Genomic DNA, 23,445 nt, shown 5'->3' on the forward strand with positions numbered 1-23,445 from the left:
TCCGCTGCCGATCAGTCAAGCGGGCCTATAACGGTCAGTCCGCCGTTTCCTTGGCGCGGATGATGTCGCGCAATTGCTTCATCAAGGTGCGGCCGGTGATTTGGGCTACAGAATAGCCTTCCTCACTCACCGCGCTCTTGATTTCCGATGACGTGGTGAAGCGGCCGGAATGGGCCAGTTCGAAGGCTCGCTCGAGTGCTGTCTTGTTCGGTTCCATAACCCTACCTTAGCAGGCGTGGCGCACAAAAAAAGGCCGCCGCGTTTTCAACATCGCGGCGGCCCTTGTGTTTACGGCCTGCAAAGGCTGTAAACTAAGTGGAAACTGGTTACTCGACCAGGGTCAGGTTCGTTGCCGAAACCTTGCCGTCACGGCCAGTCTCGAGCTCGTAGGTGACCTTGTCGTTCTCATAGAGACCCTGCAGGCCCGAGCGCTCGACAGCGGAGATATGGACGAACGCGTCCTTGCTACCGTCTTCTGGCTGAATGAAGCCGAAACCCTTGGTGGAGTTGAAGAACTTTACGGTACCGTTGATGGTGGCCATTTTTGCAATCCTTAGTGCTCGAAGCGAATGCGAACGAGCGGTTTCCCTCCCCGCAACATGCAGGAAGAGGCAGAAACGTTCGCATTGTAGAGCTGGAGCCGAGGACCGGAAATGACCGGCAGCAGGCAGCCGACTTAGGCTGAAAACGTATGGCCGGACAATGTCAGACCAGAGTGTTCAAATCAAGGCCTATGATTCGGCAGACATGGTTTTGGCAGTTGTGGGGGCCGAGCCTTCGGCTTCCACGTCAAGGGCAGAGAATAATTCAACTTCAGAATCGTAATTCTCGAGTTCGGCCGCTGCAGTTGACAACAATGCCTGGCGGTGCCGCACGGTGGCATGCGCCTCGACCTTGCTCTTGACCTGCTCATTGAGCCGCTGCACGAAGAGATTAGGCTCTTCGTCCTGGCGCCTGATACGGTTGCGCAGCACCTTGAGAGCCTCGATCTCCTGATCCAATCGCTGCGACTGTTCGTCGGCCTGGGAAGACTGCGTGCCCAGAGCGGTGCTCATCTGCTTAATGAAATCGACGCGGTCGAGCGGCAGGCCCAGATCGAGGGCAGTGCTCACAGCCGTATCAAACATGTCGGCGAGGATGACGGCGACTTCCTGCCGATAAGAGCGCGCCCCCTCTTCGTTAACGATGCCGAACTCATCGAAGAGACGCTTGGCTTCAGGGTCCGACAAGACACCGAAGGCTTTCACGACGGTCATAAACGCCGCGGGCTCCCCGCCCCGGTCGGGGTGCGTCAAGCGGGCGTGCTTGCGGTAGGCGCTCTTGACGGCATCTTCGTCGGCTGTCCGTGCCAGCTCTAGAACCGCGTATGGATCGAAACTCTGCATAGCGCCATCTACAGGGATCACCCTTGCAAGCGCAATATCAGGCTGACTGGGTCAACTGCTCTTGCGCAAGATTGCCGTCAAGCTGCCATCGGTCTCCAGAAACACCGCTTCAGCGTCCTCGAGGTCTCTGCCGCCGGACTGACGAATAGACGCCACGAGTTCATCCTTGGTCACCCGCTCGCGCCTCATGGCGGTCTCGATGGGCTCCCCGGCCCGGAGCAAGACCGATGGCTCGGCCTTGATGATGCGATCGAACCCGTCCCAGTGCACCGAAAGCCAGGTCACCACCAGTTGCAACAAGACCAGCACGAAGAGCGCGGTTATACCGTTGACGAGGGGCAAATCTTTGGAGGTGATCACGGTCGCCAGCGTGGAGCCCAGGGCAATGGTGACGATGAAATCGAAAGCGTTGAGCTTGGAGAGGGTGCGCTTGCCGGTGACCCTGAGGATGATGATCAGGGCCACATAGGCCATGATGCCGATCAGCAGGATCCGAACGACGCCGCTCCATCCTTGAAAGAAAATATCCGAACTCAGCATTGAGGATCCTCGGCAAGGCGGGCCCCGCGCATCAACGCGGGACCGGCAATTGGCAGGTTAGTGCACCTGCGGCAGGGCCTCGCGGCAAGCCTGTTCGCAGGAGCGGCACGCCTCTGCACAGATACGGCAGTGTTCATGCATGTCGGCGTGCGACTGACACTCCTCGCCACAAGCCCGGCACGCTGCGGCACAGGCCTCGATGGTGGCCCGGAGAACTTCGACATTGCGGCCGGAGCGGCGTGAGGCCATGGCGCCCGTCGCAGCGCAGATGTCGGCGCAGTCGAGGTTGAGGCGAATACACTGGGTCAGGTCCTTGACCATGTCTTCGCCCATGCAGGCATCGGCACAGGAGGTGCAGGTCTGGGCACAGGCGTAGCACTCCTCGATGCACCGCAACAGAGCGTCGGCGGTGCTTCCCTGCACATGAGGATGGGTGCTGATCATTTCGCGAACTCGCATGGGATATCTCCTGTTCTGAGATGACGGCAGGCTGCTGCCCTTGTGGCGAACGGGTGCGTCTCTCCTCGGTTCCGCTGCACATCCATCTATGTCAGGCCAAGTGGAGCTGATATCCTGCGTCAACCGCATGGGCCCATGTTGAACCTCCGCCGATGCACTCCGTTCCGAAACCGGAGGTGCTTCATGGCCGTACAAATCCCCCTTTCCAACGACGCCCGCACGCATGACCAGATCGGCGAAGAACGCATGCGCGAGATCCTGCCAGACGTCGCCTACCGCCGGCTAACCATGGTCAACGTCGTGTTCATCGGCCCCGCAGGCGCGCCCGACCGAGGTTGGGTCATGGCCGACACCGGCTTGGTCGGCTTCGGCGCAACGATCTTTGATGCGGCGGTAGCCCGGTTCGGTGCGAAAAGCCGCCCGGCTGCCATCATCCAAACGCATGGGCATTTCGACCATGTCGGTGCGCTTGAGGACCTCGCCGACAGCTGGGATTGCCCCGTTTTCTGCCACAGGCTGGAAGCGCCTTACCTCTCGGGCCAGAAGGATTATCCGCCTCCCGATGCTGCCGCTGGCGGTGGCATCATGCCCAAGATCGCGCCGCTCCTGCCGCGAGGCCCTGTGGATGTCAGCACGCGCCTGCAGATGCTGCCCGAGGATCACTCGGTCCCCTTCCTCTCCGGCTGGGAATGGCTCCACACCCCCGGCCATACCGAAGGCCATATCTCCCTCTGGCGTGCCGCGGACCGTATGCTGGTGGCGGACGATGCGATCGTCACGACGGGCCAGGAATCGGCCTACGAGGTGATGGTTCAGGAGCCCGAAATGCATGGGCCACCCCGCTACTTCACGCCAGACTGGATCGCGGCCGAAGCCTCCGTGCAGCAACTTGCAGCGCTTGAGCCCGAAACAGTGGTTACCGGCCATGGCCGCGCCATGCAGGGCGAGGAAATGCGCCGTGCCCTCCATGAGCTCGCGCGCAATTTCCGGCAAATCGCGGTTCCGGCATCCCGCCAGTAGAACTGTTCCAGCAGAGAAAAACGTCACAAGCTGCGTGGGTTACATGCTGAACCCCGCCGCTTCCGGCACGTTAGCCACTCACCAACCTGCGGAGTACTTCATGTCCAACGAACCAAAACCACCCTTCGACACGCCGCAACAGCCGATCCCCGGCTCCAGCGAGGCAATGAACCCCAAGCCCGATCATGGCGAAGACAGCTACAAGGGCAGCGGCAAGCTCGAAGGCAAGAAGGCGCTGATCACCGGCGGCGATTCCGGCATTGGCCGCGCTGTCGCGCTGGGCTTTGCCCGAGAAGGTGCGGACGTCTTGGTGTCCTATCTCAGCGAGCATGAGGATGCCCAGGAGACCAAGCGTCTTGTGGAAGCGGCGGGCCGCCAGTGCATTCTTGTGGCTGGTGACATCTCCAAGCGCGAGCACTGCAAGGATCTGGTGAAGCAGGCGGTGGAAGCCTTTGGCCGGATCGACGTGCTGGTCAACAATGCCGCGCACCAGGACACGTTCGAAAAGATCGAAGACATTCCCGACGAGGAATGGGAAGTCACCCTCGCCACCAACATCTCGGCGATGTTCTATATCACCAAGGCTGCGGTTCCGCACATGAAGGAGGGCTCTTCAATCATCAACACCTCCTCGATCAATGCCGATACGCCCAGCCCCATCTTGCTGGCCTATGCCACCACCAAGGGCGCGATCCAAAATTTTGGCGCAGGACTTGCCCAGATGCTTGCCGAGCGCGGCATTCGGGTGAATACCGTGGCGCCAGGGCCGGTTTGGACACCCCTCATCCCCTCCACCATGCCAGCCGAGAACGTGAAGAACTTCGGGAAGCAGGTGCCCATGGCGCGTCCGGCACAGCCTAAGGAACTGATCGCGCCCTATGTGATGTTGGCCAGCGACGAAGCCAGCTACATCTCGGGCGCAACCATTGCCGTCACCGGCGGCAAGCCTATCATCTAGACCGCAAGACTAGGACGGCAGCAGCCAGGACAGGGATTTCTCGAGCCTGGCCGTGCCGTCCTTCTCGAACCAGGCGCCATGGGCAAAGATCACCCGCTCGGGCGCGAAGGCGACCAGCTTGGCGGCGGCTTCTTCGGCCTCCTTGCCACCCGCCTTGTAAGCAGCACGCGCATAGGCAGGTGCCTTGCCATTGGGAGCAGTTGAACCCGCCAGGGTCGCCCCCAGCCGGATCGGCAGCGGCATCTTCTCTGCCTCCATGTTGACAACGAGATCGGTGAGCACGAGCGTGCGGCTCCGGCCGTGGAACAAGGCAATTTCGCTGACGCCCTTGCCACGGACGATCACCGTCTCGACTTCGCCTGTCCAGGGGAATGGCATAGCCTCATCGAACACCCGGTCGATTCGTACGCCCGCTTTTTGTACGGCCGGACGCTCCTTTAGTCCGGGTATGGCCCAGCAGATCGCGTCGGGACAATGGCTCTGCCACTCCTTGATGAACGACCAGTGCGTGGTGCTGGGCGCCACCAGATGCGAGATGGGACCCACCGCCTCCAGGCGCTCCTTGAGAGCGAGACTGAACTGAGTAGGGGAGTGAAGAATAAGGGCGCCGTTGTCGAGCTGGATCACAGTCATTCGCACCGGGATGGGCACCGCACCCATAGCCTTCATGGGGCCTGCGTCAACAATCCAGACATGCTCGGCGACGGGTTTGAGAACATCGATGGGCGGGTAGGTAATCTCCGGCACGGGCAGTCTCCTTGGGGCTGGCTGACCGCTCAACAACTCCACACCGCTAGCAGTTGCGCCGCTTATCCGCGGGCACGCGCCCAACAAAAAAGCCGGCGCCTTTGTGGGCGCCGGCCAGTCGCATTCGGTCTTAGCTCTCCGGCCTAGATCCAATAGGGGGCCACGCCGTAATAATCGTAGACGCGGCGGCCGTTCTCGGCCGTCCAGTAGTCGTCGTCTTCAGCGCCATAACGCGGAGCACCTTCAAGCTGCTCTCGGGTCACGCCGACCCGGTAACCGCCTAGGCTCTCGTCATATTCGAGCTTGCTCCAGGGGAGTGGGTAGTGGTCGTGGCCGATGCCCAGAAAGCCGCCAAAGCTCAGTACCGCATAGGATACCTTGCCGCTGCGCTTCTCGACCATGATCCGCTCGATCGAGCCGATATGCTCGCCCTTGGGATCATAGACCTTGGTGCCCTCGACCTTATCGGAAGCGATGAGATCGTGGGTTTCCGTCACATCGGCGTCGCGATTGCGTACATCTTCGTAAGCCATCGTCGTTCTCCTCAGTTTAGGGATACAACTTAAACGCATGGCCCCCATCGGAGTTGCGAAGTCAGCGGGGCCGGAAGGGGAACCTCGATCCGGGGCCGGCATTAGTCCTTGCGAAGGGGGCATGTGCCCCGCAAGCAATGTTAGGAGTCGATCATGGTATTCGACAGCCTCATCAATCGGGCGGGCGGCAAGGACAAGGTCTCCCCCATGAAGATAGCGCATAACAGCCTGCTGACGGCCCGCGAGAAAATCGACCTGCTGAACCAACTCAAGGCCGACGTGACTGGCGCCCAGCAGGAGGGCGACGACACCCATGTGGGCTTCGACGCCGCCGAAATCGATGCGGCCATCGAGGAAGTGCGCCTGGGCGTCCAAAACGGCGTCAACTCGGACACCGTGATCCGGGGAGACTACTAATGGCAACAACGCCCCAGCAACCAGCCCCGCGCGTGGCCCAGGTAGATTCGCTGGTCGACGAGAACGGCTCCCGCATCGATGTGCCTGATGGCTCGACCATCAAGGTGGCGGGCGAAGAGGAGGGCACGGTTGGCGCGACGGGCCCAACCAATTGGTGGATGTATGGCCTGTTAGGTCTCGCCATCGTGGTCGCGCTGCTCTTTATCTTGCAGCTCTTTAACGGCGCCCCGGGTACCGATGTCCGCCCCAACTCCCCCGTTGCCGAGCCAGTGGTCGCACCGGTAGATTCAGCCCTCTAGATGCAAAAAAGCGCGGCTCGATGGCCGCGCTTTCCCAATTGGAGTGTCGCGTCTTAGCCGTTGATCGGTGCGATCTGGATCTCAACGCGCCGGTTCTGCGCGCGGCCTGCCTCGGTGGCGTTGGACGCGATCGGGCTGGTTTCACCCTTGCCCTCGATGAAGAAGCGGCGCTGGTCGATGCCCTGGCTGGCAAGGATGGTCGCAACCGAAACGGCACGGCGCTGGCTGAGCGACAGGTTATAAGCGTCGTCGCCCTGGCTGTCGGTGTGGCCATAGACATCGACGATGGTCTTGTCGAACTTCTTGAGCACCAGCGCGACCGAGACCAGGGTCTGGTTGAACTGCGGCTGCACCGCCGCCTGATCGGTGGCAAAGGTGATGTTGGACGGCATGTTGAGGATGATCTGCTGACCAACACGGGTCACCGAAACACCGGTGCCCTGCAGTTGCGCCCGCAATTCGGCTTCCTGCTGATCCATGTAGTTGCCCACGGCCGCGCCGGTGAGGCCACCAACACCAGCGCCAATCAAGGCGCCTACGCGGGGATCGCCACCCACTGCCGCGCCGACCAGGGCACCCGCGAGCGCGCCGCCGCCGGTGCCGATCAAGGCGCCGCCGGTCGTGTTGGAAAGCTGCGACTGGCCCGTGAACGGATCGGTGGTGGTGCAGGCGCTCAGCGCCAGGGTCGCGGCAAGCGCGACGAGAAGCTTGGATTTCATGTGAATCCCCCTGAAGGATGAAGAGCCGGCTGGTGGCGGCTGATTACGGCAGGACCGTGGTTAACAAAATTGGCTGAACGGCGGATGAACGATCTCTGAACGAGGTGTTAACCGCCCCTAGACGTGGGCCCAACCACCATCGACCAAAAACTGCTGCGCCGAGATCATGCGGCTGTCTTCGGCCGCGAGGAACAGCGCCATGCGCGCGCAATCCTCAGGGTAGACGCGCCCAGCCAACGCCTGAGTTTCCTCGATTTGCTTTTCGCCCGCCGCGTCGAGCCATTTGTCGAGTTGGCGCTGCGTCATGATCCAGCCCGGCACCAGCGTATTGACCCGAATGCCCGACTTGCCCAGTTCTCGCGCCATGCCGCGGGTGAGGCCATGGGTTGCGGCCTTCGCCGCCTCATAGATGGGAATACGCGGTGCCATGATCATCCAGCTGATCGAGCCGGTATTGATGATCGAGCCACGCCCCGCCTTGACCATGCCTGGGGCGACCGCCTGGATGGCGAAGAAAGCGTGCTTGAGATTGACCGCGATGCGCTGGTCCCAAGAGGCAGAGGTCTCCTCGGCCCAGTCGTGCCGCTCGTCATGGGCGGCATTGTTGACCAGCACCAATGCGTCGCCATGCGCCTCGGCGAACCCGGCAATAGCAGCCTGATAGGCCTCGGTATCGGTGATGTCGCAGCGGGTGAAGCGCACCGTTTGGCCAGCTTCGGTCAGTTCGGCCGCCAGATTTTCACCGGCCTCGGCGGCGATATCGACGAAGCCCACTTTGCTGCCTTGCGCGGCGAAATGGCGGACGAGGCTTTCTCCTATACCGGAGGCACCCCCAGAGATGACGACGGGCGTTCCGGCTAGGCTCGGATAGCGGGCGAATTCGGTCACGTGCTGCCTCAGACGCTTGGGTCAGGAAGCGGGCTGAATATCACGATTCTCGGTGGCTTCCAGCAGGGTGACGATATAGTCGACGCGGTCGAGGAAATGCTGCTCCATGGCGAAATTCAGTGTGATGTATTCGCGATTGGGCACGAAGGTGCAAAGGTTCGCGCTGGGGTGGAACGAGCCGACATAGACCGGCTCCACCAGATCGCGCGTCATGTTGCCATACATGCGGTGCGGCGGCACCAGGGTTAGCACCACGTCGGTCGCCTGATTGAAGCGAAACAGCCGGTCGCCATAGAGAAAGGGCAGAACCTTCGAGATCTTCCGGTGCAGGGCAAACATGCCCATGATCACCAGCTGGAAGGTGGTCGTGTCCTTGGCCTCTACCTCGGTGAGCGTCTGGTCGATGCTGCGCACATACTCCACAAAGTCGGACTTCACCGGAAACTTGGTGCGCAGCGCTCGCACCCGGAACTGGTCGTCATCGGCCTCTGTGCGCTGGGCGTTGTCCAGCATGGTGTAGGCCGCCGTGATGACCTCAGCACTGGGTCCCTTCTCGGCTACATTGAGCGCCTGAGTAATGAGCCCGAACATCAGCGAACGCTGCCGCACGCCCATGCGGTTGGCCAATGCGCGAATGCGCGCCCGATCGAGCGCCAACGACTTGAAGCCCAGATTTTTCTCGGGCACCGGCTTGGCATGGGCGAAAATCAACTGCACCGAGGCCATGAGTACCGAGCCGAGCGCAAGACCGGCACGGCGCTTGAGCGGGATTTTGGCCTTGGACTTGGAGGTTGGCGCCGCGGTGCGGGCAATCGAGTGCGAGCGGGTCAGCAAGGAGGAATCCTGCCCCTCCAGCAAAGCATGGCTGGAGCGGACGAGCACCATGGAGGCATGACCCTTCTCGTCGGGTCCGCCACGGCGGGTGATGGCATAGACGCGAAACAGGGGCAGGTCCTTGCGCTCGAAAATGTCGAGACCCTTGCCCAGCCATTTGTCGGGATAGCCTTCGAAATCATCGACCTCGGTCACCGAGGTGATGGCGTCGAGGATGTGCTTGGGGAAAGGCTGCCCCGGCAGGGCGCCCACAAAGCCATGCGTCAGTTGCGGCGCCAACGACACCATCTCGGCGACGAAGTTGCCCAAGCTTGCCTTATCGAACGCCGTTTTGGAGAAGGCGGTGAAGTAGACGGTGTTCTTGGATTTGTAGAGGAACCACTGAAAGTTGGTGAACAGCGCCTGTGGATTCTTGCGAACGGCCTTGGCCGCCCATTGCAGTGCTTTTTCCTGTTCGACCGCGGCGCTTGCCTGAAGATTGTCCAAGATTACCTCCCTGCCCAAATGCGGCATTTTCTTGATGCTATAAGTTCCGCGGCGGAGCAGCAACTAGGCACTCCAGGTGCAGTTACCAGCGTGTCATTTCTGCCATTTTGGGGCAGCAGATGTGCGCCATTGGCGCATTGGCAGACGCAGTCGAGTACTTTAGAATGGCTCTCAACTTCGAAACCGGTCGCGAAAGGCGAGACGGTGGGTCGCGCGGCGAATTGACCTAGGTCAAGGCAGCCCCAGCGGCACTATGTAAGGCTGAGCGTTGCAGCGCTCCATGCGGTGCAGCACGGCGCAAAGGAACATTTCATGGATTATCGCGGCATATTCGAAGAAGCAGTGGACACACTGCGTTCCGAGAAGCGGTACCGGGTCTTCGCAGATCTCGAGCGCATTGCGGGTCGTTTCCCGCGCGCGCTCTATCGCGACGAAGCCGACAATGCCCGCGAGATTACCATCTGGTGCTCCAACGACTACCTCGGTATGGGCCAGCACGACTGCACAGTTTCGGCCATGCAGGAAACCGCCGGACGGTTGGGCGTCGGCTCGGGCGGCACCCGCAACATTTCGGGCACCAACCGACCGCTGGTGGAGCTGGAGCGCTCGCTTGCCGATCTGCACCGCAAGGAAGCCGCTCTGGTCTTCACCTCTGGCTTTGTCTCCAACGAGGCGGCGATCTCGACCATTGCCCGCCTCTTGCCTGATTGCGTCATCTTTTCGGACCAGCTCAACCACGCCTCCATGATCCAGGGCGTGCGCCAGTCGGGCATGCAGAAGCACATTTTCCGCCACAACGACGTCGCCCATCTGCGCGACCTCCTAGCGGCAACCGATCGCAAGCGCCCCAAGCTCATCTGCTTTGAGTCAGTCTATTCGATGGATGGCGATGTCGCTCCCATTAAGGAGATTTGCGACCTTGCCGAGGAATTCGGCGCTCTCACCTATATCGATGAAGTGCATGCCGTGGGCATGTATGGCCCACGCGGCGGCGGCATCGCCGAGCGCGACGGCCTGATGGACCGGATCGACATCATCGAAGGCACGCTGGCCAAGGGTTTTGGCGTGATGGGCGGCTATATCACCGCCAACCGCGCGATCATCGATGCCGTGCGCTCCTATGCGCCCGAATTCATCTTTACCACCTCCCTACCCCCGGCGCTCTGCGCTGCGGCCCGCGCTTCGATCGAACACCTCAAGGCCTCCGACCACGAACGCATCATGCATCAGCGCCAGGCCAAGCTCACCAAGGCGATCCTGGCCGATGCTGGCCTGCCGGTGATGGAAACCGAAACCCATATTGTGCCGCTGATCGTGGGGGATGCGCGCCAGTGCAAGGCGGCCAGCGATATGCTGCTGGACAAGCACAATATCTATATCCAGCCGATCAACTATCCAACCGTGCCCAAGGGCACCGAGCGGCTGCGTATTACGCCGACCCCGCTCCATACCGACGAGATGATCTTTGCGCTGCGGCACGCGCTGGTCAGCGTCTGGACCAGCCTGGAGCTGCCGCGCGAGCGCGCCGATGCGGCGATTACCGCCAGCAAGCTGACCTCGGGCGACTTGACCCTGCCGACCACGGGCGGCTGAGCGGCAACTCTCAACCCGTCAGGACAATCCGCATCAAATCGGCGGTGTTCTTGGCACCGAGCTTTTCCATGATGCGCGCCCGGTGCACTTCCACCGTACGGGGCGAAATGCCCAGCTGCCGGCCCGCTTCCTTGTTGGAAAGGCCATTGCTGATCAATTGCAGCACGTCGCGTTCCCGGGCTGTGAGCTTGGCAAAACCGCGCACCTCGACCGATCGCCGGCCGGAACTGATCGTTCCCAGATGAACATCGCGCTGCAGCGCCTCGCGCACCACACCCAGCAGGTGCTCGGTGTCGATAGGCTTGCTGATCACATCGGTTGCGCCCAGCTTCATGGCAGCAACCGCCTCGTTGACCTGTGGACCATCGGCGATCATGAACACGGGTGTTGCCGTGCGCATGGCCTTGATGCGCCGGAGCAGCACCAGTCCACTATCCCCGCCGAGCTTGAGATTGAGCACCACAGAGTCTGGCATACGGCGCTCGAGGGCGCTGACAAACTGGGTTGCATCTACAGAAAAGGTGGTCTGGAAACCCTCGAGGCGAAAAAGAACACTCAACGCCTCGCAGGCGGACGGATCTGTGTCAACGATGTGGACAAGTCGATCTCGGTTCAGCACCGGATGGTAGTAGATTTGCTCTTCCACTAGTCTTTCCCCCTTCAGACTATCCATCCAGTTTAAACCTGTATTACAGGGTTTCCAAGAACCTTAATCCCTGAGGCTGAAGCAAAATCCCGTAGGGATACGTTCATTACCCCATGCCGGTACTGAACAAAACATACGGTAGAACACGTACTACCCTCCGTAAAATTAGGTATATTTCCCTAGGTTCCGCGCGTCAACGACAAAGTTCCTAGGTAGAAGGACTTTCATCAGGCTGAGTTCCCGTCGGATTCGTCGGTCTTGCCCGCAATGCATCCCGAATTTCGGTCAGCAACACCTCTTCTCGACTGGGTGAGGCAGACTCCTCGACTGGCTCCTTGGCAGCCTCGCGCTTGAGGGAATTGATGCCCTTGACCACCATGAACAGCACCATGGCGATGATCAGGAACTTCACCACGGCGTTGATGAAAAGGCCGATATTGAGCGTGGAAACCCCCGCCTCCTGGGCCGCCGCTACCGAGGATACCTCGATCCCTTGAGGGTTGGAGAGGACGATAAAGAGGTTGGAGAAATCGATGCCGCCGATGACGAGGCCGATCAGCGGCATGAAGATGTCGTCGACGATAGATGAGACGATGGCGCCGAAGGCGGCGCCGATGATGACGCCGATGGCTAGATCGATCATGTTGCCCTTGACGGCGAAATCGCGGAATTCTTTGAACATTGTCTCTCTCGTCTTGGCGCGGCTGCCGCGCAGGTCCTGAACCCTCCACCGTCTCGGCGAAGCAGGCCTGATGGTTACGCGGGCGGCCTTGCTTGCGCAATCGGAGCGGCAGATAGTTGGATCCATCGAACTCAGCACGCACGTGACATGGCCTCTTCCCACAACGCTGCCAGCAGCCTGATCCAGGCGATCGACCATATCCCGCAAGGGGTCGCGGTGTTCGATGCGGGCATGCACCTGGTCGCCTCCAACCAGCGTTACAATAGCCTCCTGGCCCTGCCCGAGGATCTCGCCCGCGCCGGCACGCCACTATTTGATATCGCGATCTTTCTCGGCGACCGCGGCGACTTCGGGCCAGGCGATCCGGCCGGCCTTGCCATCGAGCGCATCAAGCGCATCACCGGCGCGCCCAATTCGGTGACGCAGCGCGTCGGCGATTCGGGGCAGTCCCTGGAGTTCTATTCCAGTCGTTTGCCCGATGGGGGCCTCGTCATCAGCGTTGCCGACGTGACGGCGCGCGTACATGCCGAGCAGGAATTGGAGCGCGTCAACCAGACCCTAGAAGGGCGCGTGGCCGAACGCACGGCGGCGCTGACGCGCGTCAATGCGGAACTGGAGACCGCCCGCGCCAAGGCCGACGCCGCCAACCACGACAAGACCCGCTTTCTGGCGGCGGCCAGCCACGACCTGTTGCAGCCGCTCAACGCGGCTCGGCTCTATACCTCGACATTGATCGAACGCGCCAAGAGCACGGGGCTGGCCGATCTCGCCAACTCCATCGAGGCATCATTGACCGCGGTCGAGGACATCATGTCGGCCCTGCTCGACATTTCCCGCATCGATAGCGGCGCCTTGCGGCCCAATCCGGCACCCGTGACGGCGCGCGAACTGCTGCGCAAGATCGAGGTGGAGTTCGGACCCATGGCGCGCGAGCGCAATATCTCGCTGCGCATCGTGCCTACGGCAGCCACCGTGCTGGCCGACCGGACCCTGGTGGGGCGCATCGTGCAGAACCTTGTCTCCAACGCCATCAAATACACCATGCCCGGCGGCAAGGTGCTGGTGGGGTTGCGCCGGCGCGGCGCGCGGCTGCGGCTCGACGTCATCGATACCGGCATCGGGTTCAACCGCGACCAGCATCGGCTGCTTTTTGCCGAGTTCTCCCGGCTCGAGCGGGGCGCGCGCATGGCGCAGGGCCTGGGGCTGGGGCTTTCCATCGTCCAGCGCCTCGTCGCGGCGCTGGGCCTGTCGCTCGAAGTGGACAGCCAGGAGCGGCGCGGGTCGCGCTTCTCGCTCTACCTGCCCATCACCCGGCCGAGCCGCACTGCCGAGGAGACAGGGCCCGTCGCCCCCGAAACCAGCTTCACCACGCTCGATCTCAAGGTGCTGTGCGTCGACAACGAGAGAGCGATCCTCGAAGCCATGGATGGCCTGCTCAGCCATTGGGGGTGCGATGTGCGCGGCGCCCTCTCGCTCAAGCAGATCGACCGCGAGCGGCTACTCGAGGGCTGGTATCCCGACCTCGTCCTCATGGACTACCATCTCGACCAGACCTCGGGGCTCGATGCCATCGAGTGGCTCCGGCACAATCTGGGTGCCCATTTGCCCGCCGCCCTGGTGACCGCCGACCGGAGCGCCGCCGTCCGCGCGCTGGCGGAGGATCGCGGCATTCCAGTGATCACCAAGCCAGTGAAGCCGGCGGCCCTGCGGGCACTGATCAGCGGCATGGCCAGCCAGAGCGGGCGCACCGTCAAGCGCGCCGGCTAGGCCTTTTCGGCGCCGGTCGAGAACAGCGCCTCGAATTGACCTTCCTCGATCCGCGCGGCGGCGATCACCGCCTGGGTGCGGCTGTCGACGTCGAGCTTTTGCAGGATCGCCGATACGTGCGCCTTGACGGTCGCCTCGGAGATCGAGAGCTCATAGGCAATCTGCTTGTTCATCAAGCCATCACTCAGCATCATCAGCACCCGCACCTGCTGGGGCGTCAGGGTCGAGAGCCGGCGCATCAGCGCGGTGTGATTGTCATCGCTGCCCAGCGTCGTTCCGGCGGGCAAGAAGACTTCCCCCGCCAGCACCGTCTCAATCGCCCGGCGAATCTCGGTGGGTCCAACCGATTTGTGGATATAGCCAGCGGCACCCAGCTCGAACGCGCGGCGGATGACGGTGCTGTCCTCCACCGCCGAGATGATCATCACCGGAATATCGGGGTATTGCGCCCGCAGCAGCAACAGCCCCGAGAAACCGCGCACGCCCGGCATGTTGAGATCGAGCAGCACCAAGTCGCAATCGCGGTCGGCGTCGAGCGCCGCCGAGAGGCTGTTGAGGTCGCCCGCTTCCTCGACATTGACGGTGGTGTCGCCCACGGCCAAGGTCTGGCGCAGGGCTGCGCGGAACAGGGGATGGTCGTCGACGATGATGATGCGGCGGCGGGTCATGGGGCTGGCCGATTCCTCCTGGGCAAGCAATTGTGGGCATGTAAACAGGTTATGCGCCCATAGTTGTTGCATATTGCAGCAGTGCTTAACGGGTTCTTTACCATGTTTTCCCAAGAGTGAGGCTTAGACCTTCGTGTGCAATCGCGAGGGCTCCGTCTAGTCACAGACAGGGACTTACCGAATGGCCCGCGCTTACCGGCAACAGGAACTGCCCGCATCACACGATCCGCAACCGGGCGAGTGGCAGGCGCTGCGCGGCGAATTGGTCGCCTTGCTCGATCAGGTGGAAGGACGATTGGCGCCGCAACGCGAGCCGGAGCCCGGATTGTCCGGTCTCGCCCAGCGTATGCGCCATCTGCGCGACCAGGTGGAAGGCCCCGAGCCCACCCTGCGCCGCCGCGAGGCCCTGCGCACCGTCAAACGCGCCGTTGACCGCTTCAGCGACCGCGACGAGGATACTTCGGGCATCGACAATGATGCGCTGACCGACGCCATCGCCGAGATCCGCGGCCGGCAAATGTCGGGCTCAGCGGCAGCTTTGGGCAGCCGCCCAGCCGACATGCCCGAATTCCGCGAGTTGGGCCGACTGGTGGGCGGTATCTCGGATCGGCTCGGATGGCTCGAAAGTGAGCTCAAGTCGCAGCGGTCTGGCAAGGACGGCGTGCGCGAGGTCGCAGCCCAGGTCGAACAACTGACCCATGTGGTCGAACTCCTCGCCGGCGCCGTTGGCGAGACCGGCCAGGTCAAGCGCCTCGAAGCCCAGATAGCCGCCCTCGGCGCGATGATCGAAGATACGCCCCGGGTGGACCTCGGCGCTGTCAACAAGCGCCTCGACGATGTCTCGGCCACTGTGGGCAAGCTCGCTGAGCTCCAGGTCCAGCAGATGGAACGCGAGATCGTGCGCGAAGAACGCGCCGCGATCGAAACGGTCGACACGGCGTCGATGCTCACGCCGGCCATGCAGTCGATCGAGGAAAACGTCCGCGCGGTCTATGACCGTATCGATGCCATCGAGCGCAACACCGCCATTTCCTCGGCTGACTTCGAGCGCCTGACCGAAGAAATGGCTGCGTTCAGCCGCGCTATGCAGGAACGCGACATGCCTCCGGGCAAGCTCGTCGCCAAGGTCGACGCACTGGCCGCGCGTATCGCCGACTTCGAAGGTGCCGGCGCCGAGATCGGCGCCCTCCAGCAGGATGTGGGCGCGCTTCGCGACGCAGTATTGGCCGGCATGCAGCCGCACTTCCAGCGTATTGAAGACCGCATAGAAGCCCTTTCCGAGAAGATGGTGCCCGCCGATACGGGACAGGTCGAAAGCCAGCTAAAGCTGCTGATGCAGCGCATGAACGAGACCGGCGCGCAGCTCGACGGACTGACCAAGCTTTATTCGTCCCATCAGGGTGAGCCCACAGATCTCGAAGCCATGGCAACGCTGGTGGCCGAGCGCACCAGCGAGGCGGTGACCCGCAAGGCCCCGGCTCCCGTGGCTATGTTCGGTCCCGACAGCCTCAAGAGCATCGAGGATCGGCTCGCCGGATTGATCAAGACAGCGGGCAAAGCGCCCGATCTTGAAAAGCTGGCGACGCTCGTTGCCGAGAAGACTTCTGAGGCCGTCTCCAAGGCGGCGCCGGCACCGCAGTCTGCCATAAGCGATGACGGCATGGATGCGCTGGAACAGCGCATGGCATCGCTCTTCAACACCGCTGGCAAGGAAACAGCTGAGCGTTTGACGCGTCTCGAAGCAGCTTTGGCGGCACGGCAGGAACGTGCACCCGATGCACCGGCCGCCCCGCGGCGCGAAGCTGCGCCCGCAAAACCCGTGACCGAACGGGACGGCACCAGCCTAGATGCCATGCTGAGCGCGCTCTCGAGCCCCAGTGCCACTGGCCGGAGCGACTCCATGCCGGCCAATCCGGCCGATGACGCTCCTTTGGTAGATCCGGGGTTCAAGCAAGGCCCCATCCGGGCAGCGCTCGAGGCCAAGACCCACAACAAGGGCAGCTCTGCCAACACGGCGCCACAGCGCCATGAATTCGATCTTTCCGCCGTCGAGCCGCCGCCCCGGCCGCAGTCCAGCTTCCACCCGGCAGAGGCCGATCCCTTCGCCGCTCCACCCCCGCCGCCAGCCGCCGCAGCGCCCGTGGTGGCGCCGGCGCCCAACAGCACCAGCACCTTTGTGGCCGCCGCCCGGCGGGCTCAGCAGGCGCGGCAGGAAACCCCCGCTCCGGCGGCAAGCGGAAACTCGCTGATCAGCCGTGCCCTCTCGCGGGTGATGCCGGGGCAAGCTGCAGTCGAGACAAAGGCAGACGACACTGCCGCTCCAGCTGAAAAGCCTGCCAAGGCCAAAAAACCGGTCAAGGAAAAGCAGGTCAAGCAACCCAAGGCGCCCGCTACGGCCGCTCCGGTCGCCGGGATGGAGCAAGACGCGCCGCAGCAACCGAACTTCCTCGTTCGGCACCGCCGGCCGCTGCTTCTCGCCGCAACGCTCGTGGCCGTTTCCATGCTGGCGCTGAACCTCGTCATGCAGCGAGCCAACGAGGCGCAACCAGCCACTCCCGCACCGCTCGAAAGTGTCGCTCCGGCGCCCGCCCCAGTTTCTCCCGAGCTGTCTTCCACGGTTGAGCCCGCAGCGGACGCTGCCGAAGAGGTATCCTTGGTCGCGCCTGAGCCGCGCGTCATCGACATGGTCGACAGCACCGAGACAGCTTCGATCAATCCCTCGCAGCGGATGAGCTTCAGCCAGGCTGTGGCGGAAACGCCAATGCCGCCGACGCTATTCGCCAGCACCTCACAGGCGCCGCTTGATCCTGTTCCAGCTGAGGTAACGCCTGCGGTACCGACCGGTCTAGCGCCCGAGTTCACCGGCAGCATCCCTCCTGCCTCAGACCCTGCTGAACCTTTCGAGCTGCCACCCGAAGCACTCGGTCCGACCGAACTGCGCCAGGCCGCAGCCGATGGCGACGCCCGTGCCCAGTTCGAGGTCGGAGCCATCTTCACCGAAGGCCGCGCTCTACCGCAGGACCATGTCGAAGCCGCCAAGTGGTACGAACGCGCTGCCGCGCAGGGGTTCGTTCCGGCGCAGTACCGCCTGGGCAATCTTTATGAAGCCGGCCAGGGCGTGGAAAAGGACCTAGAGGTTGCCAAGCTTTGGTACCAGCGCAGTGCCGAAGCGGGCAACCGCATGGCGATGCACAATCTGGCGGCTCTCTATGCCAGCGGCCAGCTGGGCGAGCAGGAGTTCGAAGCTGCCGCCGAGTGGTTCGAAAAGGCCGCCGACCGCGGCATGACCGACAGCCAGTTCAATCTGGGCATGCTCTATGCTCGCGGGCTCGGCGTCGTGCAGGATTTCGAGCAGAGCTACAAATGGTTCTCGCTGGCCGCCATTGCAAGCGATGGGGACGCGGGCAAGGCGCGCGACGACATTGCCAAGTCGCTCAATGCCGCAGCGGTCAGCCGCCTCGATGACGAAGTCGCCGCATGGAAGGCCCAGCCCATCGACCTGGCGGTCAACTATGCCCCCCTCGGCACCTGGTCGGAGAGCTTTGACCCCGGCGAAGCGATCACCAGCAAGGAGGTGGTCGCCCGCGTCCAGCAGGCGCTCACCAAGCTCGGCTTCGATGTCGGCACGCCAGACGGACTTGCCGGCCCCAAGACCATCGACGCCATCAAGAGCTTCGAGCGGGCGACTGGCATGAGCGAGAGCGGCACCATCAATCCACGCCTCCTGGCGGTGCTCGGCAGCCAGCCCGTCTAGAACGACACCGAACCGTCGTTTGACAAGCGACGGATCGAGACCTAAGCCAAATCAGAAGGTTCCGTCCGAAAGGCCGGAGCCTTTGACTCATTGTTGACGCTCGCTCCCTTAGGATGAGCCGGCGTCTTTTTAGAACGGAACCAGAGGTCTTGCAGGTCTATCTGCCGATCGCCGAGCTTTCCGTGAACCTCTTCTTTCTCGTGGGGATCGGAGGGGCCGTCGGCTTTTTGTCCGGCCTGTTCGGCATCGGCGGCGGCTTCCTGCTGACGCCGCTCCTGATCTTTTCGGGAGTGCCGTCGCCCGTCGCCGTGGCCTCGGTGACCGGCCAGGTTGTTGCGGCATCCACCTCGGGTGCACTCAGCCATTATCGACGCGGCGGCATCGACCTCCATCTTGCGCTCTATCTCGTTGTGTCGGGCATTATCGGCGCCTTTGGGGGCGTGGCCGCTTTCGACCTGCTCCGCCGCTCCGGGCAATTGGATCTGGTGATTTCGCTCGGTTACCTTGTGCTGCTCGGCTTTGTGGGCGTGCTGATGCTCAATGAATCCGTGCGGTCGATCCTCAAGCGCCGGCAAGGCGTAGTCGTGCGGGAGCGTCAGGCCAACCAGCACAACTGGATGCACGGCCTGCCCTGGCGCGTGCGCTTCAAGAAATCCCGGCTCTATATCAGCGTGCTGCCGGTGCTCACCATCGGCGTCTTTATCGGCTTTGTCGGCGCGCTCCTTGGCATCGGCGGCGGCTTCATTATGGTGCCGGCCTTGGTGTACCTGCTGCGCGTACCGGGCAATGTGGTGATCGGCACGTCGCTGGCCCAGGTGGTGGCAATGATGTCCGCCACCACCATTCTCCATGCCGTGCAGAGCCAGAGCGTGGATATCCTCCTCGCCTTTTGCCTGATGGTCGGGGGCACCGCAGGCGCCCAGTTCGGCGCCTCCGCCGGCAAATATCTGCGCGGTGAGCAGCTTCGTGGCTTATTGGCCCTGCTGGTGCTGGCCGTCGCCATCCGCTTTGGCCTGACGCTCGTCCTACCGCCGGGCGACCCGTTCAGCATGGCCGTGATGGGAGGTCTGTGATGGCGCGCCTCCTCCTCGCCTTGCTAGCCTTTGTCGTGCTGGCGGTGCCCGCCCAGGCGGTTCGCATCGTCTCGCAGGTCTCCAACGATTTGGTGGAGATCACCTCCAGCTTCGATGGCGAACGCCTCACCTTCTTTGGCACCATCGCGCCCGATGCGGGCTCGGAGGAGCGGAGTGTCGAAGGGCCGTTCCATATCGTCATTGCCGTGGTGGGGCCGACCCAGACCCGCGTGGCGCGGCAAATGACGCACAATTTCGGGATCTGGTTCAACACCGACGAGGTGGCGTTCCGCAACTTTCCCAGCTTCTTCCAAGTGCTGTCGAGCGGTCGCCTGCGCGAGATCACCGACATCACCACGCTGACCACCAACTACATCCTGCCCGAGGCGCTGACCCTCGTGCCTACCGATGCGGGATGGTGGCGAACCGCCGTCTTCGGCCGCGAGTTGGTGCGGCTGATGACCCAGCGGGGCCTCTTCGGCGTCAACGAAAACGGGGTCAACTTCCTGGCCGAGAACTTCTACTCGGCGCGGCTGACCCTGCCCAGCGACGCGCCGCCCGGCCCCTATGTGGCGCAGATCTATGCCTTCAAGAACGGTGAGCTGGTGGCACGGCAGACGCAGGGCTTTGCGGTCCGCAAGATCGGCTTTGAGCGGTTTCTCGCGATTTCCGCGGCCCAGCAGCCCTTCGTCTATGGCCTTTTCACCGTCCTGCTCGCGCTGTTTACCGGCTGGCTGGGCGGCGTGCTCTTCAAGCGCTAACCGGCGACCAGCCGCTTGGGGCTGACCGGATAGGTGCGGCCCTTGCCCAGCATGGTGACCTCAAGGCCCGCCCAGTTAAAAAGCCCGGTGAATGCCGGGGACATGATGTTGATCGACCCTGCCGAGGCGCCATAGGCGGGCAGGATCATCAGCCGGTTGTCGTGCACGAAACAGGGGCGCCGGCTGGTGCGACCCTCCATATGAACCCGCGCTGCGGGGTGGAGGTGCCCGGCCATCAGCCCAATGGTACCCCGTCGCGGTTCATGCGTCAGGGTCAGCCCGGCGAGTTCCACTTCCGCCCGGCACTGGCCACCCAGGGCATGCGGACGCGGATCATGATTGCCTGAGAGCCAGAGCCATTCGCACAGGTCGGTCAACAGATCGATGCGCGCCCGATCGGTTTCGATCAGCGTCGTCGTGCCCTCGTCGCGATGAAAACTGTCGCCGAGCGCCACCACTCGTTGCGCGCCGGTGCGGCGCATATCCGCTTCCAGCCGCGCCAGCGTCAACCCGGTATCATAGGGCGGCAGCATATGCCCCTTGCGGGCAAAGCTGCTCATCTTTTCCAAGTGGAGATCGGCGACCAGCAGCGTCTCCTGGCTGTGCCAATAGAGGCCACCAGACGGCAGGGGTTCGAAATTGTGGCCGGCAAAGCGCAGGAGCGGGGTCTCCCTGATCTCGGCTCGATATAGGATCTGGCTCAACTGCGGCCCAGGGCCTCGCGCATCAATTCGTCGGCAGCTTCCGCCATAGCTGATTCGCGGCCTTCCCCGTAGATCGGCTCACGACCGATATCGAGCATCACCGGCACGGCGAGGGGCGAGATCCGCTCCAGGGGCTTGTGCACGATATGGGAGCGGATGCGCCGCAGCATGTCGCCCAATCGCCCGATATCAAGCAGCCCGCGCGCTGCGTCGCGCCGCGTCGCCTGGATGAGGATATGGTCGGGTTCGTGCTGGTAGAGCACATCGTAGATCAGGTCCGAGCTCATGGTGATCTGCCGGCCGGTCTTTTCCTTGCCCGGATGGCGACGCTCGATCAGCCCGGCGATGATCGCGCAATTGCGGAAAGTGCGCTTCATCAGCGCGGATTCATCCAACCAGTCCTCGAGGTCGTCGCCCAGCATGTCCTCGGAAAAAAGATCGTCGAGCGACAGCCGGTCGGTGCGGATCAGCGCCGAGAGGTCACCCAGCCCCCAGACGGCCAGCGCATATTCGGACGCTACGAAGCCCAGCGGCCGCGCCCGGGCCCGCTCTAGCCGCCGCGTCAACAGCATGCCCAGCGTCTGGTGCGCCAAGCGGCCCTCGAAGGGATAGCAGACCATGTAGTTCTGCGTGCCGCGCGGAAAGGTCTCGACCAAAAGACTATCGCGCTGCGGCACCACCGACACATCGCGCTGCAGGCGCAGCCAGTCGCTGACTTGGTCGGGCAGCTTGGACCAGTCCTCTGGCGTATCCATGATGCGGCGCACCCGCTCGGCGAGATAGGTCGAAAGGGGGAACTTGCCGCCCATATAGGAAGGTATCTTGGGGTCGGCCGATTGGGCGCGGCTGACATAGGCTTCGTTGTCCTTCATGCCTTCGAAGGCGACGATCTCGCCGCCGAACATGAAGGTGTCCCCGATCAGGAGAGTACCGAAGAAACACTCTTCCATCTCCCCCAGCACGCGCCCGCCATGGCCGATCGGTCCCGTGGTCTGCCCGCGTTTGAAGCCGCGGCCGCGCACCAGGCGCACCTTGACCATGGGCTCCTCGACAATGGTGCCGATATTGAGCCGGTATTGCTGAGCCACCTGCGGATTGGCGATACGCCACTCCCCTTCTGGCGTCTGCCGCAGCCGCGCATAGCGCTCATAGGCGCGCAGCGCGTAGCCGCCGGTGGCGACGAAATCGAGCACCCGACCAAATTGGGAGCGCGGCAGGTCGCGATAGGGCCAGGCGCGGCGCACCTCGTCATAGAGGTCGTCGGCCCGAAACGGGCCCGCGCAGGCCATGCCAAGCACGTGCTGGGCGAGCACATCATAGCCGCCGGCGATGGGGTCCTCACTATCCTGGTGCCGTTCGGCCACCGCCTCCAGCGCCGCCTCGCATTCGAGCACCTCGAACCGATTGGAGGGCACGAGGATGGCGCGGGAGGGCTCGTCCAGCCGGTGATTGGCGCGGCCGATGCGCTGCAGCATACGCGAGCTACCCTTGGGGGCGCCCACCTGCACCACCAGATCGACATCGCCCCAGTCGATGCCCAGATCGAGCGTCGAAGTACAGACCACAGCCTTCAGAGTGCCCGCCACCATCGCCGCCTCCACCTTGCGGCGCTGCTCGACCGAGAGCGAGCCATGGTGGAGGGCAATGGGCAGCATGTCGTCATTGATCGCCCAGAGGCCCTGGAACAGCATCTCGGCTTGTGAGCGGGTGTTGACGAAAAGCAGTGTCGTCTTGTGCCGCTTGATGACCTCGTAGAGGTCGCGATGGGCATAGTTGGCCGAGTGCCCTGCCCAGGGCAGGCGTTCAGCTGTTTGCAGGATTTCCAGCTCCGGCGGCGCCCCGCCGGTGGTGGCGAGGAGTTGGGTCGGCGCCTCTTGCACCGGCTGGGCGATCCAGTCGCGCAGCAGATCTGGGCGGGCCACGGTCGCGCTGAGCGCGGTGATGCGCAGGTTCGGTGCCAGCCGAGCAATGCGCGCCAGCGCCAGCGACAGCAGTTCCCCCCGCTTGGAGGTCACCAGGGCATGCAGCTCGTCGAGCACGATCCGGCGCAGCGAGCCAAACAGCAGGTCCGCATGGGGATGGCTGATAAGCAGCGCCAATTGCTCGGGCGTGGTGAGCAGGATGTGCGGCGGGTTGGTGCGCTGCCGGGCGCGCCGCGCCGCTGGGGTGTCGCCGGTGCGCGTTTCGGCCTTGATCCTCAGTCCCATTTCGGTGATGGGCGTGGTCAAGTTCCGCTGCACGTCCACCGCGAGCGCCTTGAGCGGCGAGATATAGAGGGTGTGCAGGCCCTCGAACTCGCCATCCACCAGATCGGTAAGCGTGGGCAGGAAGCCGGCCAACGTCTTGCCAGCACCGGTGGGCGCGATGAGCAGTGCCGAGGCCCCTGCCTGCCAGGAGGCGAGCACGTCGAGCTGATGCTCTCGCGGCGCCCAGCCCTTGGCCGTAAACCAGTCGGCGATGACAGGGGGCAAGAGAGGCGCGCTCAAAGAGGTCCTCACTCTCCCTTACCCTC

At 63.0% G+C, this 23,445-nt stretch carries 24 protein-coding genes; 9 read left to right on the forward strand and 15 right to left on the reverse strand.

The window, feature by feature from the left end:
* Nucleotides 1-34: 34 nt before the first annotated feature.
* The 5 genes from QOV41_RS17205 to QOV41_RS17225 form a co-directional block, all read right to left on the reverse strand.
* Nucleotides 35-217 (reverse strand): hypothetical protein, encoded by a 183-nt coding sequence (locus QOV41_RS17205; RefSeq protein WP_284578036.1) that lies wholly within the window; start codon nt 215-217, stop codon nt 35-37.
* A 109-nt stretch (nt 218-326) separates the two neighbouring features.
* Nucleotides 327-542, reverse strand: a complete 216-nt coding sequence (locus tag QOV41_RS17210; protein ID WP_284578037.1) for a cold-shock protein — start codon at nt 540-542, stop codon at nt 327-329.
* 189 nt (nt 543-731) lie between these two features.
* Entirely contained in the window at nt 732-1,385 is a 654-nt protein-coding gene (locus tag QOV41_RS17215) for a DnaJ domain-containing protein (protein ID WP_284578039.1), read from the reverse strand.
* 51 nt (nt 1,386-1,436) lie between these two features.
* Nucleotides 1,437-1,925: a DUF421 domain-containing protein gene (locus QOV41_RS17220; RefSeq protein ID WP_284578040.1), complete on the reverse strand. Its 489-nt coding sequence runs from the start codon at nt 1,923-1,925 to the stop codon at nt 1,437-1,439.
* Between the two features lie 57 nt (nt 1,926-1,982).
* A complete protein-coding gene (locus tag QOV41_RS17225) occupies nt 1,983-2,384 on the reverse strand; it encodes a four-helix bundle copper-binding protein (protein ID WP_284578042.1) in 402 nt (133 codons plus the stop codon).
* Nucleotides 2,385-2,567: 183 nt separating this feature from the next.
* On the opposite strand from QOV41_RS17225, the gene QOV41_RS17230 reads away from it, so the two are divergent.
* Nucleotides 2,568-3,404, forward strand: a complete 837-nt coding sequence (locus QOV41_RS17230; protein WP_284578043.1) for an MBL fold metallo-hydrolase — start codon at nt 2,568-2,570, stop codon at nt 3,402-3,404.
* A gap of 100 nt (nt 3,405-3,504) precedes the next feature.
* A complete protein-coding gene (locus tag QOV41_RS17235) occupies nt 3,505-4,362 on the forward strand; it encodes an SDR family oxidoreductase (RefSeq protein WP_284578045.1) in 858 nt (285 codons plus the stop codon).
* A gap of 9 nt (nt 4,363-4,371) precedes the next feature.
* Here QOV41_RS17235 and QOV41_RS17240 read toward each other — a convergent pair whose 3' ends face one another.
* Complete coding sequence (locus QOV41_RS17240; RefSeq protein ID WP_284578047.1) at nt 4,372-5,109, reverse strand: DUF4336 domain-containing protein; 738 nt, start codon at nt 5,107-5,109, stop codon at nt 4,372-4,374.
* Between the two features lie 143 nt (nt 5,110-5,252).
* Nucleotides 5,253-5,642 (reverse strand): PRC-barrel domain-containing protein, encoded by a 390-nt coding sequence (locus tag QOV41_RS17245; RefSeq protein WP_284578048.1) that lies wholly within the window; start codon nt 5,640-5,642, stop codon nt 5,253-5,255.
* A gap of 153 nt (nt 5,643-5,795) precedes the next feature.
* Here QOV41_RS17245 and QOV41_RS17250 point away from each other — a divergent pair, with 153 nt between their 5' ends.
* Both QOV41_RS17250 and QOV41_RS17255 read left to right on the forward strand, forming a co-directional pair.
* Nucleotides 5,796-6,059, forward strand: a complete 264-nt coding sequence (locus QOV41_RS17250; RefSeq protein ID WP_284578050.1) for a hypothetical protein — start codon at nt 5,796-5,798, stop codon at nt 6,057-6,059.
* Entirely contained in the window at nt 6,059-6,358 is a 300-nt protein-coding gene (locus QOV41_RS17255) for a hypothetical protein (RefSeq protein ID WP_284578051.1), read from the forward strand. The genes QOV41_RS17250 and QOV41_RS17255 overlap by 1 nt, the downstream gene beginning before the upstream one ends.
* Nucleotides 6,359-6,411: 53 nt before the next feature.
* Here the strand turns inward: QOV41_RS17255 and QOV41_RS17260 are convergent, their stop codons facing one another.
* From QOV41_RS17260 to QOV41_RS17270, 3 genes are all read right to left on the reverse strand, one after another.
* Nucleotides 6,412-7,077 carry a YiaD family glycine zipper/OmpA-like lipoprotein gene (locus tag QOV41_RS17260; RefSeq protein WP_284578053.1) on the reverse strand — a complete coding sequence of 222 codons (666 nt, stop codon included), beginning with the start codon at nt 7,075-7,077 and terminating at the stop codon, nt 6,412-6,414.
* A gap of 117 nt (nt 7,078-7,194) precedes the next feature.
* Nucleotides 7,195-7,965, reverse strand: a complete 771-nt coding sequence (locus QOV41_RS17265) for an SDR family NAD(P)-dependent oxidoreductase (protein ID WP_284578054.1) — start codon at nt 7,963-7,965, stop codon at nt 7,195-7,197.
* A gap of 21 nt (nt 7,966-7,986) precedes the next feature.
* A complete protein-coding gene (locus QOV41_RS17270; protein ID WP_284578056.1) occupies nt 7,987-9,285 on the reverse strand; it encodes a hypothetical protein in 1,299 nt (432 codons plus the stop codon).
* 312 nt (nt 9,286-9,597) lie between these two features.
* Here QOV41_RS17270 and hemA point away from each other — a divergent pair, with 312 nt between their 5' ends.
* The gene (hemA, locus tag QOV41_RS17275; protein ID WP_284578057.1) at nt 9,598-10,878 is read left to right on the forward strand and encodes a 5-aminolevulinate synthase; all 1,281 of its coding nucleotides are present in this window, start codon (nt 9,598-9,600) and stop codon (nt 10,876-10,878) included.
* A 10-nt stretch (nt 10,879-10,888) separates the two neighbouring features.
* On the opposite strand, the gene QOV41_RS17280 is transcribed toward hemA, so the two are convergent.
* Complete coding sequence (locus QOV41_RS17280; protein WP_284578059.1) at nt 10,889-11,524, reverse strand: response regulator transcription factor; 636 nt, start codon at nt 11,522-11,524, stop codon at nt 10,889-10,891.
* 208 nt (nt 11,525-11,732) lie between these two features.
* Nucleotides 11,733-12,206: a large conductance mechanosensitive channel protein MscL gene (gene mscL, locus QOV41_RS17285; RefSeq protein ID WP_284578060.1), complete on the reverse strand. Its 474-nt coding sequence runs from the start codon at nt 12,204-12,206 to the stop codon at nt 11,733-11,735.
* A gap of 147 nt (nt 12,207-12,353) precedes the next feature.
* Between mscL and QOV41_RS17290 the strand changes: the two genes are divergently transcribed.
* Nucleotides 12,354-13,973 carry a hybrid sensor histidine kinase/response regulator gene (locus tag QOV41_RS17290; RefSeq protein WP_284578061.1) on the forward strand — a complete coding sequence of 540 codons (1,620 nt, stop codon included), beginning with the start codon at nt 12,354-12,356 and terminating at the stop codon, nt 13,971-13,973.
* On the opposite strand, the gene QOV41_RS17295 is transcribed toward QOV41_RS17290, so the two are convergent.
* On the reverse strand, nt 13,970-14,641 hold the full coding sequence (locus tag QOV41_RS17295; protein WP_284578062.1) for a response regulator: 672 nt from the start codon (nt 14,639-14,641) through the stop codon (nt 13,970-13,972). The genes QOV41_RS17290 and QOV41_RS17295 overlap by 4 nt on opposite strands.
* Before the next feature lie 181 nt (nt 14,642-14,822).
* Here QOV41_RS17295 and QOV41_RS17300 point away from each other — a divergent pair, with 181 nt between their 5' ends.
* From QOV41_RS17300 to QOV41_RS17310, 3 genes are all read left to right on the forward strand, one after another.
* Nucleotides 14,823-18,395 (forward strand): peptidoglycan-binding protein, encoded by a 3,573-nt coding sequence (locus QOV41_RS17300; protein WP_284578063.1) that lies wholly within the window; start codon nt 14,823-14,825, stop codon nt 18,393-18,395.
* Between the two features lie 149 nt (nt 18,396-18,544).
* Entirely contained in the window at nt 18,545-19,468 is a 924-nt protein-coding gene (locus tag QOV41_RS17305) for a sulfite exporter TauE/SafE family protein (protein ID WP_284578064.1), read from the forward strand.
* On the forward strand, nt 19,468-20,229 hold the full coding sequence (locus tag QOV41_RS17310) for a TIGR02186 family protein (RefSeq protein ID WP_284578066.1): 762 nt from the start codon (nt 19,468-19,470) through the stop codon (nt 20,227-20,229). The genes QOV41_RS17305 and QOV41_RS17310 overlap by 1 nt, the downstream gene beginning before the upstream one ends.
* Here QOV41_RS17310 and pdeM read toward each other — a convergent pair.
* Together pdeM and QOV41_RS17320 are read right to left on the reverse strand one after the other, a co-directional pair.
* Nucleotides 20,226-20,933: a ligase-associated DNA damage response endonuclease PdeM gene (gene pdeM, locus QOV41_RS17315; RefSeq protein ID WP_284578067.1), complete on the reverse strand. Its 708-nt coding sequence runs from the start codon at nt 20,931-20,933 to the stop codon at nt 20,226-20,228. The genes QOV41_RS17310 and pdeM overlap by 4 nt on opposite strands.
* Nucleotides 20,930-23,419, reverse strand: a complete 2,490-nt coding sequence (locus tag QOV41_RS17320; protein ID WP_284578068.1) for a ligase-associated DNA damage response DEXH box helicase — start codon at nt 23,417-23,419, stop codon at nt 20,930-20,932. Before QOV41_RS17320 ends, pdeM begins: the two co-directional genes overlap by 4 nt.
* Between the last annotated feature and the right edge of the window lie 26 nt (nt 23,420-23,445).

Origin of the sequence: Devosia sp. RR2S18, from assembly GCF_030177755.1 — a bacterium.
GTDB classification, from domain to species: domain Bacteria; phylum Pseudomonadota; class Alphaproteobacteria; order Rhizobiales; family Devosiaceae; genus Devosia; species Devosia rhizosphaerae.